General features: G+C 59.7%; 11 protein-coding genes. 5 read left to right on the forward strand and 6 right to left on the reverse strand.

The window, feature by feature from the left end:
* Positions 1 to 80: 80 nt before the first annotated feature.
* Both hflX and JZM60_RS01050 read right to left on the reverse strand, forming a co-directional pair.
* Positions 81 to 1,625 (reverse strand): GTPase HflX, encoded by a 1,545-nt coding sequence (gene hflX / locus JZM60_RS01045; protein ID WP_241426323.1) that lies wholly within the window; start codon positions 1,623 to 1,625, stop codon positions 81 to 83.
* 135 nt (positions 1,626 to 1,760) lie between these two features.
* Positions 1,761 to 2,531 (reverse strand): enoyl-ACP reductase FabI, encoded by a 771-nt coding sequence (locus JZM60_RS01050; protein ID WP_207163705.1) that lies wholly within the window; start codon positions 2,529 to 2,531, stop codon positions 1,761 to 1,763.
* Positions 2,532 to 2,762: 231 nt separating this feature from the next.
* On the opposite strand from JZM60_RS01050, the gene JZM60_RS01055 reads away from it, so the two are divergent.
* The gene (locus JZM60_RS01055; RefSeq protein WP_207163706.1) at positions 2,763 to 4,424 is read left to right on the forward strand and encodes an HD domain-containing phosphohydrolase; all 1,662 of its coding nucleotides are present in this window, start codon (positions 2,763 to 2,765) and stop codon (positions 4,422 to 4,424) included.
* On the opposite strand, the gene JZM60_RS01060 is transcribed toward JZM60_RS01055, so the two are convergent.
* Positions 4,425 to 4,616 carry a hypothetical protein gene (locus JZM60_RS01060; RefSeq protein WP_207163707.1) on the reverse strand — a complete coding sequence of 64 codons (192 nt, stop codon included), beginning with the start codon at positions 4,614 to 4,616 and terminating at the stop codon, positions 4,425 to 4,427.
* 179 nt (positions 4,617 to 4,795) lie between these two features.
* Between JZM60_RS01060 and dusB the strand changes: the two genes are divergently transcribed.
* The 4 genes from dusB to JZM60_RS01080 all read left to right on the forward strand — a co-directional run bounded on the left by dusB (position 4,796) and on the right by JZM60_RS01080 (position 8,976).
* On the forward strand, positions 4,796 to 5,770 hold the full coding sequence (gene dusB / locus JZM60_RS01065) for a tRNA dihydrouridine synthase DusB (protein ID WP_207163708.1): 975 nt from the start codon (positions 4,796 to 4,798) through the stop codon (positions 5,768 to 5,770).
* Positions 5,767 to 6,858 carry a two-component system sensor histidine kinase NtrB gene (locus JZM60_RS01070; RefSeq protein ID WP_207163709.1) on the forward strand — a complete coding sequence of 364 codons (1,092 nt, stop codon included), beginning with the start codon at positions 5,767 to 5,769 and terminating at the stop codon, positions 6,856 to 6,858. Before dusB ends, JZM60_RS01070 begins: the two co-directional genes overlap by 4 nt.
* A gap of 95 nt (positions 6,859 to 6,953) precedes the next feature.
* A complete protein-coding gene (locus tag JZM60_RS01075) occupies positions 6,954 to 8,396 on the forward strand; it encodes a sigma-54-dependent transcriptional regulator (protein ID WP_207163710.1) in 1,443 nt (480 codons plus the stop codon).
* 16 nt (positions 8,397 to 8,412) lie between these two features.
* Positions 8,413 to 8,976, forward strand: coding sequence for a hydrolase (locus JZM60_RS01080; RefSeq protein ID WP_207163711.1), 564 nt, complete (start codon positions 8,413 to 8,415; stop codon positions 8,974 to 8,976).
* A gap of 86 nt (positions 8,977 to 9,062) precedes the next feature.
* Here the strand turns inward: JZM60_RS01080 and JZM60_RS01085 are convergent, their stop codons facing one another.
* The 3 genes from JZM60_RS01085 to dnaB are packed head-to-tail and all read right to left on the reverse strand — an operon-like array spanning position 9,063 to position 12,562.
* Positions 9,063 to 10,370 (reverse strand): enoyl ACP reductase FabMG family protein, encoded by a 1,308-nt coding sequence (locus JZM60_RS01085; RefSeq protein WP_207163712.1) that lies wholly within the window; start codon positions 10,368 to 10,370, stop codon positions 9,063 to 9,065.
* 22 nt (positions 10,371 to 10,392) lie between these two features.
* Positions 10,393 to 11,202, reverse strand: coding sequence for an acyl-ACP--UDP-N-acetylglucosamine O-acyltransferase (gene lpxA, locus JZM60_RS01090; RefSeq protein WP_207163713.1), 810 nt, complete (start codon positions 11,200 to 11,202; stop codon positions 10,393 to 10,395).
* Positions 11,192 to 12,562 (reverse strand): replicative DNA helicase, encoded by a 1,371-nt coding sequence (gene dnaB, locus JZM60_RS01095; protein WP_207163714.1) that lies wholly within the window; start codon positions 12,560 to 12,562, stop codon positions 11,192 to 11,194. Before dnaB ends, lpxA begins: the two co-directional genes overlap by 11 nt.
* Positions 12,563 to 12,634 lie beyond the last annotated feature (72 nt).

Here is a 12,634-nt window from a genome sequence, read left to right on the forward strand (position 1 = left end):
TCCGCGCATGGCCGAAGCGGCCGGATGTGGGAAGTCGGTGCCGGATGAAGTCGGCAGTATAGGCGATTAGGGTCGAGGTGTCAAGGTTGGGGGGCAGAAGACCAGAAACGGCGCTCCATTTCCTGGAGGAGGGGTTCAAGGCTTGCGTGATCCGAGGCGCTGACGGTGATGGCGTTAAAACGCCGGGAGAGCTGGCGGATCTTCATGAAGGCAAGGGGATTTTTTTTCTTGAGAGCGGGCAGGAGATCTACCTTGTTGAACACCATAATTCGCGGCTTTCCGGCCAGATTCAACTCCTCCAGAATCCTCTCCACCTGCTGAATCTGTTCTTCCACGCGGGGGGAAGCACAATCCACCAGATGGAGCAGGAGATCCGCATCCTGAAGCTCCTCCAGGGTCGCCTTGAAGGCACCCATGAGGGACTGGGGCAGGGAGCGGATGAAGCCGACCGTATCGGTGATGATCACCTCCCGTTCCCTCGGGAAGCGAAGGCGGCGGGTAGAAGTATCGAGGGTGGCGAAGAGCAGGTTTTCGGTGAAAACCCGGCTACGGGTGAGCGCATTGAGAAGCGTTGATTTTCCGGCGTTGGTGTAGCCGACGATGGAAACGATGGGAAGCCCGGCCCGCACCCGCTTCTGACGGCGCTGCTGCCGTCCGCGGGAAAGTTCGTCCAGCTCCCGCTCGAGCTTTGCGATCCGGTCGCGAATCCGCCGCCGGTCAGTCTCAAGCTTCGTCTCGCCGGGCCCCCGTCCCCCAATCCCACCCATTAGGCGGGACATCTGCACCCCCCTGCCCGTAAGGCGCGGGAGAATGTATTTGAGCTGGGCAAGTTCCACCTGCACCTTTCCATCAAGGCTCGTGGCCCTGCGGGCGAAGATGTCGAGGATGAGCTGGCTGCGGTCGATGACCTTCAGTTCCGTCATCTCCGAAATGGAACGGACCTGGGCCGGGGAGAGCTCCTGGTCGAAGATGAGGATCGTCGCCCCGAGCTGGAGCGCGCGGATCACCACCTCCCGCATCTTCCCCTCCCCCATGAGGTAGCGGGGGTTGAACTGGCGGCGGCGCTGGACAACCGCATCGAGGACGGAGACCCCGGCGGTGCGGGCCAGTTCCCTGAGTTCGTCAAGGGAGTCGTCGGCCTCTTCGTGGGACTGTTGCGTGACGGAGATGAGAATCGCCCGCTCCCCGGTCGCTGAAACCTCGCGGGCCTCGGTGGCCACCGATTTTTCCAGCTCCCGCTCCAGATGCGAAACAATGGAGCCGAAATCCATGCGGAAGGTGGCGAGGGGTTCGGACGCCTCCACCCGGTAGGGCTGGCCGGAGCCGGCAGTGAGAAAGGCTGTCTGGATGGCAGTCCGGCGATCATCCTGGTGAAGCTGGAGAATCGCCATCAGGTCGAAGCGCAAAAGCGCCAGGTCGGTCAGGTCGTCCTCGGAAAAGGACTCGCCCTTGAGGTGGGTGTGTATGTAACGCAGCCCCCGCAGCAGACGGCGCCCCAGGGGGTAATCGGAAAGCTCGGGGATAAAAATCCCCTTCTCGTCACCAACAATCACATACTCCACGGCCCCATGGCGATCAACGAGGACTCCCACCTGCCGCCGGATCTCCCGCGAAATCTCAACCATCCGCCCCGCCAGCTCGGCAGTGATGAGCTCGCCGGCAGGGACGCGGCGCCGGTAAAGCCTTTCCAGCGAAGAAATCTGGTTCGGCTTCAGGCCAATGAGGTTACCATGCAGTTGTTTGATATCAGTTCTCCGCCTTTACAGACCGATAATATTATAGCCGCTGTCCACAAAATGAATTTCGCCGGAAACGCCACTTGAAAGCGAGCTCGCCAGGTAAACAGCCGCCCCGGCCACTTCGTCCTGGGTGATGTTTCGCCGAAGCGGCGCCTTCTCGGCCACATGGCCGGCAATCTGGTTGAATCCGCCGACCCCCGACGAAGCCAGGGTTTTCAAGGGACCTGCCGAGATGGCATTGACCCTGATGCCGTCGGCGCCCACCGCCTCTGCCAGATACCTGACGCTCATCTCAAGGGCCGCCTTCGCCACTCCCATAACGTTATAGTTCGGGAAAACCTTCTGGCCGCCATAGTAAGTGAGGGCCATAACGCTCCCCCCCCTTCCCTCCATGAGAGGATGGGCTTCCTTCATCAGGGCTATGAGGGAATAGGCGCTGATATCGAGAGCGAGGGCAAAACCTTCACGGGATGTATTAAGGAACGATCCCTTAAGTTCCTCCTTGCCGGCAAAGGCAATGGAGTGAACGAGGATATCGATCCCACCCCAGGCTTCGCCTATCTCGGCAAAAACCTGTTTGATACCGGCGTCATCCCGCACGTCACAGGGGAGCACCAGCGATGCCCCCACACTCTCCGCAAGGGGGATCACCCGCTTTGCCACCATTTCATTGGCGTAGGTTACGGCCAGCTCGGCCCCTTCGCGTTTAAAAGCCTGGGCAATGGCCCACGCGATACTTTTCTCGTTGGCGATACCGAAAATTACCGCCTTCTTGCCATCCAGAAGCCCCATGCAGATTCCTCCCAAAACAGAGACGGCGCTCCCATGGCGCCATCCTTCGTTCTCATCCTGTTACCGCCGGTTTTAATTCTGATACAGATGCAGCCGCCCGACGGCGGAGCCGGCATTAAGCCCCACGTCGGTACAACTGCGCCGCAGGAATGAGGCAGAATAATAAAAAAACCTATTTTTGGCAAGACATATGGGGTGTTTGATGGCAAACTACAACGAGAGGTGCGCACCATGATAGACACGTTCAACGCCGTCATTGAAGGAAGCGAACGGCTGAGTGGCCTTGCCGACGTTGACGAGGTAGTCAAGGACCTGTCCCGGCTCCTCAAGAGGCTTGTCAAAAGCCGCTGGATTGCCGTCTATTTTTTTGACCGGGAGCGGCGCGATTTCGCCCCGGCGCGCAGTTATGGCCTCCCATCGCGTTTTGTCCCGGTATTCAGGGAGATGCCCCTCGCCCCCGACAAAATTCCGCTGCTCAAGGGAATGCTCAACAAAAAGCAGCATCTGCTCCTCACCGATCCTTCGGCATCGGATCTACTCCCGGCAAAATTAAGAAAGCTTCTCCGCAACCTGACGCTGCTGGCAGTGCCCATGATAGCCCGAAATCAGGTGATCGGCGCGGTATTCATAGCCCGGACAAGGGAACTCCCCCCATTCTCCCAGGACGAAGTGGCGGTAATACGCGACATGGTTTCCCATGCCGCTCTCGTCGTCTCCCACATCCAGATCTTCGACGAATCCCTCGACATGGCCCTGGATCTCGCGGGTCGCATCGACGTGATTCTGACGCTCGACGAAATAAACAAGGCGATCTCCTCGTCACTCTCCCGGGAAAAGATTCTGGAAACAGCAATGGAGCACGTGGAGCGGATAACCCGGTGCGAATTCGTTGCGATTCTTCAAGTTGAGGGAAGCGGCCTGACCGTAACGGCATCCTACGCCGGAGGGCTTTCCGTCCCCGACATCCTGCAAGCAGGCGCCAGGCTTCCCCGGGGGCGCTTTGCCGCCTGGCGCGCATACCGCACCGGGCGGAGCACGGGCACCGATTACTCCGGCAAGACCAACTGCCTTTCAGACATGGATGCGGCTCTCTTCTCCATGGGCATCCGCTCACTCATGGCCATACCGCTCATGGTCCGGGACGAGGTTAAAGGGGTGCTCATGCTGGGCGATACAGAGACGGGAGCATTCGACCGGGGATCAACCTTCACCATAGAGAAAATCGCGTCACAGATGGCGGTAGCCCTGGAAAACGCCCAGCTTTACGAAGATATGCGGAGCCTCTTCATCAACACCATTTCGAGCCTTGCCAACGCCATCGACGCCAAGAGCCCCTGGACCAAGGGGCACTCGGAGAGGGTCATGCACATCGCGGCCCACATCGCAAAGGAAATGGGGCTTCCCGAAACGACGGTCGAGCGGATAAGGCTCGGCGGACTCCTTCACGACATCGGGAAGATCGGAGTAATCGAGGCAGTACTGGAAAAGCCGGCGGCCCTATCCGAAGACGAGTTTCCGCCGCTGAGGGCCCATCCGGAAAAGGGGATCGCCATTCTCTCTCCCATCGCGCAACTGCGCGACGTCCTGCCCGCCATACTCCATCACCACGAGCGGTACGACGGCACCGGGTATCCAAAGGGGCTGAAGGGAGAAGATATCCCTCTTGCGGCTCGGATAGTTGCGGTTGCCGACGCCTTCGACGCCATGGTCTCGGAGCGCCCCTATCGAAAGGGATTTGACATAGGCGAGGCAATCGGCGAACTGCGCCGGGGAGCAGGCAGCCAGTTCGACCCGAAGGTGGTGGACTGCTTTGCCGATTACGTGAAGCGAAACATGGGAAAAGAGCTCAGCGCCGTTTTTCCCGAGGTGTTCAGCAAGGCAGCGGGAGAATAATCACGGCATTCCGCCCCCCTGGAGATGTTCTTCAAGGGAGGAAAGGCGCCGGTCAATGGATTCCAGAAGCGCTCGGTTCTGCTCAACTTTTCCCTTCAGCGCAAAAACTGCGAACGGCATTATGAGCCAGACCACCGTCAGAAACAGACCGAGTATCCACATCATCACCATGAAGCCGCCAACGATTTCCATGCGTTCCCCCCTTCATCGCTTACCACCGGATTTTAAAGGGTAATTCCCGCCGCAGCGAATGTCAATTCCCGCAACCTGACGCTCCGTATTCCGCAGAGAATTTACTTGCCTTTTTCGTCCCCCATGCTACCATGCTTAAATTTTAAGCACGTTATCGCCTTCACGAATAGATACCATAAATGCTCAAACCCTTGGCCATCGGCTCTCTGACACTGGAAAACAACCTTATCCTGGCCCCCATGGCAGGAATTACAAACCTCCCCTTCAGGCTGCTGGCGAGGGATGAGGGAGCAAGCCTCTGCTTCACCGAGATGGTGAGCGTAAACGGCCTCGTGCGAGAGGGTCGCAAAACGTTCGAACTTCTGCGAAGCAGGCCGGAAGACCGCCCCCTCGGCATTCAGCTATTCGGCGACGACCCTCGACTCATTGCCGAAGGAGCCCGGATGGTAGAGGGACACGGCGATCTCATCGATATAAACATGGGATGCCCGGTCAAAAAGGTGGTCGGAACCGGGGCCGGCAGCGCCCTCCTGCGGGAACCGGCCAAAATTCGGGCCATTATTCGGGAAACGCGTCGGGCCACCAAAATCCCCCTCACCGTTAAGATCCGCAGCGGCTGGGTCTGCGAGGAGGCAAACTTTCTGGAGATCGCCCGGATTGCGGAGGATGAGGGATGCGACGCCATAACCCTCCACCCCCGGAGCCGTTCCCAGATGTTCGAGGGGCACTCCGACTGGCAGAAGATTGCCGAGATGAAGCGGAGCGTGAAAATTCCAGTCATCGGCAGCGGCGACCTTTTCACGGCAGCCGACGTGACCGCCATGCTGGCTGAGACCGGCTGCGACGGCGTCATGGTGGCCCGGGGCGCCCTTGGAAATCCGTGGATATTCCGCCAGGCCCTGGCGCTCTTAGAGGGAGGTGAACCGGCCGCTCCCGCTCCAGAGGAACGGCTTCGCGCGGCACTTCGTCACCTGGAGCTCTTTACGGAGCTGTCCGGCGAACGGGTGGCCCTGCGGGAGATGCGAAAACATTTCGGCTGGTATTCCCACGGGCTTGCCGGCGCAGCCCAGTTCCGCAAAGCCGTCAACATTATCGAGGGCAAGGGCGCCCTTCTCGAAGCATTGCACCGTTTTTTCTCTCCGGAGGCGCCATGAGCCCTGAAAGCACCAACGAGGCGTTTCTTGCCACCATCATCGACAGCGTCGGCGACGGAGTCATCGTCATCGACCTTGCGGGGCTGGTCACCCTCATGAATCCGGCAGCCGAAGAAATCACCGCTGTCTCGCGGCGCCAGGCCGTTGGACACCCCTTCCCGGCCCTCTTCGGCAGCCAGGAAATTTTGCTGGAGATGGTCGAAAAGACCTCCGCCACCGGCATGACTATCTCCGACCACGAGAACATCGTCATCAAGAAGGCGAAGCAGCTGACACCCGTTGCGGCCACCACCTTCCCGCTCCTGCTCCAGAATGGCGTGCCCATCGGAACAATCCTCATGCTGAGGGACCTGACGAACATCCGCGAGCTCGAAGGGGCTGTGCGCCACGCCGACCGGCTCTCCACCCTGGGCACACTGGCCGCAGGCCTGGCCCACGAGATCAAGAACCCCCTGGGGGGAATCAAGGGAGCCGCCCAGCTCCTTGAACTGGAACTCCCCCCCGAGAGTGAACTTCGGGACAACGTCCGGATCGTAGTGAGGGAGGTGGACCGGGTCAACCGGATAGTGGAGGAGCTCCTGGCGCTGGCATCGCCCCGCAAGCTCCAGCTATCCAAGGTAAACCTTCACAAGATACTGGGGGATATCATAATCCTCCGGATGCGGGCTACCGAGGGAAAGAACATTGCCTTCCAGCAGCAGTTCGACCCAAGCATCCCTCCAATCCTGGCTGACGAAGGGCTCCTCACCCAGCTTTTCCTGAACCTGATCAAAAATGCCGTGGAGGCGGTGGAAGAACGGGGACTCGTCAAAGTTGTGAGCCGGGTCATCTCAGACTACAGCATGACACAGAAGGGTGAACGGCGCTCCCGCATGGTAGCTATCGACGTCTGCGATGACGGTCCGGGTATCCCCCGGGAACAGCTGGAGCAGTTGTTTACCCCCTTCTTTACAACCAAGGCGAAAGGTACGGGGCTTGGCCTCGCCATCTGCCAGAAAATTGTCTCAGAACACCGTGGGATGCTCAAGGTAGAGTCAAACCCGGGCAAAGGAACCACTTTCACGGTGATGCTGCCGTTAATTCAGTAACCAGGGATCAGGGACCGGGGGCCGGGAAAACCGAAGCTAAATTTTGGTTTTTTGCCGGTCCCCGGTCCCCGATCCCGGATTTCAGAGGTTTTATTATGTTATTGCACCGCATTCTGGTTGCCGACGATGAAGAAAGCATGCGCTGGGTCCTATCCAAGGCCCTGCGGAAAAAGGGATTTTCCGTTGACCTCGCCCGCGACGGAGAAGAGGCGCTGCGCCTCATCCAGTCCGGCGACTACGACCTGGCGATCCTGGACATCAAGATGCCCGGCATCTCGGGGCTCGACCTCCTGGACCGGGTGAAAGAGCTGAAAAGCGACCTGCTTATGGTAATCATGACCGCCGAAGCGAGCATGAAAAACGCCGTAGAAGCCATGAAACGGGGCGCCTACGACTACATCACAAAGCCATTTGACCTGGATGTGATCGACGCCATCATCGAAAAGGTGAACCGGGCACGGGAAATCACCTCCCAAATGTCGATCCTCAAGGAAGAACTGAAGGACCGCTACCTGCTGGAGAAAAACGTCGTCGGCAACTCACCGGCAATGCGGGATGTCTACAAGACCATCGGCAAGGTGGCCCCCAGCGACGTGACGGTACTGATCCAGGGAGAGTCTGGAACCGGCAAGGAACTCATCGCCCGGGCCATCCACTTCAACTCCAAGCGGTTCGGCAAGCCGTTCATCGCCCTCAACTGCGCGGCAATCCCCAAGGAGTTACTGGAAAGCGAACTCTTCGGCTTTGAGAAAGGGGCCTTCACCGGCGCCGTGGAGCGCAAGCTAGGCAAGTTCGAGCAGGCCAACGGCGGCACCATTTTCCTTGACGAAATCGGCGACATGCCCCTGGACCTCCAGGCCAAAATATTACGGGTCCTCCAGGAAAAGGAGGTTACCCGCACCGGCGGAAGCCAGAACATCTCCGTGGATGTGCGGATCCTGGCCGCCACCAACCAGAACCTTGAGGAACTGGCCCGTACCAAGCAGTTCCGCGAAGATCTCTACTACCGCCTGAACGTGGTGCCGATCCAGCTGGTGCCGCTGCGGGAGCGCAAAGAAGACGTCCCGGCTCTTGTGGAATACTTCCTCCACAAGACCTGCGCCGAGCTGGATGTTCCGGGGAAAACCTGCTCCCCCGAGACCATGGCGCTGCTCACCGCCTACTCCTGGCCCGGCAACGTCCGGGAACTGGAAAACACCATCAAGAGAGCCGTTATCCTCTCATCCGACCCGCTCCTCATCCCCGCGGACTTCCCGGGGCTGCGCATCCAGCGGGCCGGCGGGAGCTCCGCCACCGATGAATTGTCACTGGAGGCCCTAGTGGACATGAAGCTACGGGCGAGCCTCACCAACCTGGACAAAATGGAAACCGGTGATATCTACAACCTGGTCCTCAAACAGATCGAACGCCCCCTCATCCGCTTTGTACTGGAAAAAACCAGAGGGAACCAGGTGAAGGGAGCCGACATCCTCGGCATCAACCGGAACACGCTCCGGAAGAAGATTCAGGAACTGGGCATCGAAATCAGAAGGGACTGAAAGGAGGGTTCACCAGATGGGCATAATGGAAACGTTTTTTCTCAATCGCAACCAGGCAGTGCTCGTAGTAGTCGACGTGCAGGAGAAGCTCTGCGCGGCCATGGACCCGGAAGTACTGGAGCAGCTCACAAAGAACACCTCCATCCTCCTGGAGGCGGCCCGGGAGATGGGCATCCCGGTGGTGGCCACCGAGCAGTACGTTAAGGGGCTCGGCTGCACCGTTCCGGAGTTGCGGGAGAAGTTCGAAGGGGCTGCCTTCGAGAAAATGACCTTCAGCTGCTGTGGCGACCCGGACTTTCAGAACCGTCTGGCCGAGCTTGGCCGGAAGCAGGTGATCGTCACCGGCATGGAAACCCACGTCTGCGTGCTCCAGACGATCCTTGAGCTTCGGGAGCGGGGGTACAGCGTCCACTTGGTAAAGGACGCAGTCATGAGCCGCAGGAAGGAAAACTGGGAGATAGGGCTCAACACCGCTGCCGCGTCCGGCGCGGTCATAACCTCGACCGAAGCAGCCCTGTTCCAGCTTCTGCGGGTGGCGGGGACAGAGGAGTTCAAGAAACTGTCGAAACTCGTGCGATAGGCGAACGGTGCACTGTCGTCGGCAAAAAAAGAGCCGCCCCTTGGGGACGGCTCTTTTTTTGTGCCTCGATGGAGTTGGCCGGTCGATCAGGCTATGAGCCGGCGGGCGATGATGTCGTGGTTCAGCCAGAGCACCGGTGCCTGGGGGTTCCAGGAGTGATCGAACATGAGGCGGCCCACCGCCTGGAACACAGATTTAGAAAGCTCGGCGCAAACAACGTTCTTGGTGTCAGCGCTCATGGCCATGAGCTCGTCGGAGACGGTGAGCATGAAGCCCGCCTGCTCGGCGGTGTTGTGGTGGGGCCACTCTTCATAGGTCCCGAAGGGCTTCAGAACCGGCGACGAAAGATAGGCTTCGGCCTTTCCCAGGAGGGAATCGAGAGTTTCTCCTTCTTTCAGGAGTCCTTGACAGGCATCCTCGATTGCCGTGGCCGCGGGACCGCCCCCTTCTTTGCGCAAAGCCGCCAGCAACGGGTAGAGGGAAATCTCCACCCCGAGGAAAAGGGCACTGGAGTTGGTCTGGATCTCGGGTGAGTTGTAAACCGTGGCTTTCACCCCCCCTTGCCAGGCCTTCGCGGCGGCCTCTTCCAGACGGATCTTGGCCCATCCCTGAAGGTAAGGGGTGTAGGACTGCCAGCGATATTCGCCGCCGATCAGCACCGCGCAGCCATGGTAGCCGTAGGCCGAATAGGAAATGCGGGAACCAGAGCCTTCCACACGGCTCCGGAGCCCGGCAGTGGCTGCCATGAGGGCGTCGAAGGTGTCGGCGGTCACCTCATCGAAGGAGAGGGAGCAGAGCTGCCCCACGTCGGAATTCCAGAAGGGCCCCGACGCCAGGTAGCGGTCACCCTGCCCCTTGAATACCCGGTTCAGGATCGGCATGAGAGTGCGAACCCTGGGTATGCCACCCGCCATGGTGTGGGCGATGAGGACATTGGCCCCGGCAGGGATGAGTCCTTCCAGTTCCTTCGCAAAGAGGGCCAGGTTATCCCGGAAGCGGGCGCGCCCCTTCCGGCGCGACTCCTCGATGGCGGCCATGTCCAGCTTGGTCTCCACCACCGTATCGGGTTTCACCCCCTTGAGGCGGTCGGCGGGGGTCAGGCCATCGGTGGCCGGCTCCAGGTCGAACCCGGCCTCAAGCGGCACGTTGATGATCTTTCCCCCCAGGTTGGCCTCGGCCGCGGCAAGCTCCTCGGGGGTTAGGGAGCGGAGCGGCCCGTTGTTGTCTCGACGTCCGACAGTGGCGCCGACAATGGTCATGCCGGCCTTTTTAGCCTCGTCCACGATGCCGTTGGCGTAGCCACGGCCGAAGAGCTCGCCGAAAAGGACAAAGATGTCACCTTTCCCGTAGCCGGCGGTCTCGGGAAGCTGTGCAAGTGGTGTGTATTGGGTCATGATTAATTCCTCGATTGGTGGTTTATTCTTTTTCTTCAACATCCACGATCACGCCGCGGCCGAAGCAGACGCCGCGCTTGGCGCTCTTGATGAAGTCCAGGAGGTAGCGGACATCATCGGTGATATTGAGAGTGCGCTCCGCCTCGGCCAAGGCGTTCTGCATATTGAGCCCCGATAGAAAGAGGAGCTTGAAAGCGTTCTTGATGGCACGGATGCGGGCCTGATCGAAGCCGTTGCGGCGCAGCCCCACGATGTTCAGTGCCCTGACAGTGTTGGTATCATCCATTATACAGAAGGGGGGGATATCTCGGGTAGCGCGCGACATTCCCCGCATCATGGCGAACTTCCCGATGCTGCAGAACTGGTGCACCGCGCAGTTGCCGGAGAGGATGGCGCGGTCAGCCACCGTCACGTGCCCGGCCAGGAGCACCCCGTTGACCAGGATGATGTTGTTCCCCAGCACACAGTTGTGCCCCACGTGGGAGCTGACCATCAACAGGTTGTTGTCGCCGACTACCGTTTTTGTACCCGGCCGGTTGCCACGGTGGATGGTGGCGTACTCGCGAATGATGTTGCCGTTGCCGACGAAGGTCCAGCTCTCCTCCCCCTTGTAGCCGAAGTCCTGGGGCTCGTGCCCCACGATGGCGCCGTAATGGATGACGTTGTTCTCGCCGATGGAGGTCCATGGGCCGATAACGGCGTTGGCCATCACTTTCGTGCCGGCGCCGATGGAGGAGTGGTCCCCCACAATGACGTTGGCGCCGATTTCCACGCCGTCGGCGATTATGGCAGAGGGGCTTATCTGGGCAGTCGGATGAATACTAGTAGTCATGACGTTTCTCCAGATTCTCGAATTTTGTGAACTGACCGTTGAACAGGAGCCTTACCGTCCCGATGGGGCCGTTACGCTGCTTGCCGATAATGATCTCGGCATCCTTGTCGTGCTCCTTGGTGCAGGAGCCGTCACGCTTCTTGCAGTCGTCGCAGTAGACGGCATCCCGGTAGACGAACATGATCACGTCGGCATCCTGCTCGATGGCTCCCGATTCCCGCAGGTCGCTCATGATTGGGCGCTTGTCAGTGCGGCTCTCCAGGGAGCGGTTCAGCTGCGACAGGGCCACCACCGGAACATCCAGCTCCTTGGCCAGGGCCTTGAGAGAGCGGGATATCTCCGATATTTCCTGCTGGCGCGATTCCGTATTGGAACCCCGCATGAGTTGCAGGTAGTCGACCACTATGAGGCCCAGGCCGTGCTCGGCCTTCAGGCGCCGGGCTTTTGCCCGCATCTCCAGAACGGGAATGGCCGGGGTGTCGTCGATGAACAGCTTAGCCTTGGCGAGCTTGTCGGCCCCGCTGGTCAACTTGTGCCAGTCAGTGTCCACCAGGTGGCCGGTTCTGAGACGGCTTGCATCTACCCGCGACTCGGAGCAGAGAAGGCGCATCACCAGTTGTTCCTTGCTCATCTCCAGGGAGAAGATGGCCGCAGGCGCAGGCGTGCTGGCGTGGGCCGCTGCGTGCTGGGCGATGTTGAGGGCAAAGGCGGTCTTTCCCATTGAAGGACGGCCGGCTATGATAATGAGATCCCCCCGCTGGAAGCCGGCGGTCATCTCGTCCAGATCATAAAAACCGGTGGGAATGCCGGTGACGTGTTCCTTCTTCTCGTAGAGAGTCTCTATGTGCTTGAAGGTATCTTTCAGGATAGTGCCGACCGGCGTGAACGCAGGGCGAAGCTTGTTGTCGGCAATCTCGAAGATGGTCTTCTGGGCCGCGTCGAGGAGCTCCTCCACGCCGGTCTCCACGTCGTACCCCTTGGTGACGATGTCGGTGGCCGCAGTGATAAGGCGGCGCGTGATGGATTTTTCCTTCACCATCCGGCAGTAGTAGGCGATGTTGGCGGCCGTGGGAACGTAGTCCACCAGGGTAGCCAGGTATGCCGCCCCCCCCACCTCGTCCAGCTCGCCGGAACGCTTGAGGGTATCGGTGAGGGTGATGAGATCGCAGGGCTCGTTGCGGGTGGAGAGGTCCACCATGGCCCGGAAGATCTTCCGGTGGGTCTCCCGGTAGAGATCGTCTGCCTCGATAATCTCCAGGGCACGGTTAATCGCCTCGTTTTCGAGGAGAATCCCGCCGAGAATAGACATCTCGGCCTCAAGGCTCTGGGGAGGAACTTTTCTCAGATCAACTGCTGACATGGCCTGCCTTGGGAATGAATGCTGGATGAGATTCGGAGAGGAATCACTATACCCCGCGCGCTCCACCGGGTC

Origin of the sequence: Geobacter benzoatilyticus (assembly GCF_017338855.1) — a bacterium.
Classification (GTDB): domain Bacteria; phylum Desulfobacterota; class Desulfuromonadia; order Geobacterales; family Geobacteraceae; genus Geobacter; species Geobacter benzoatilyticus.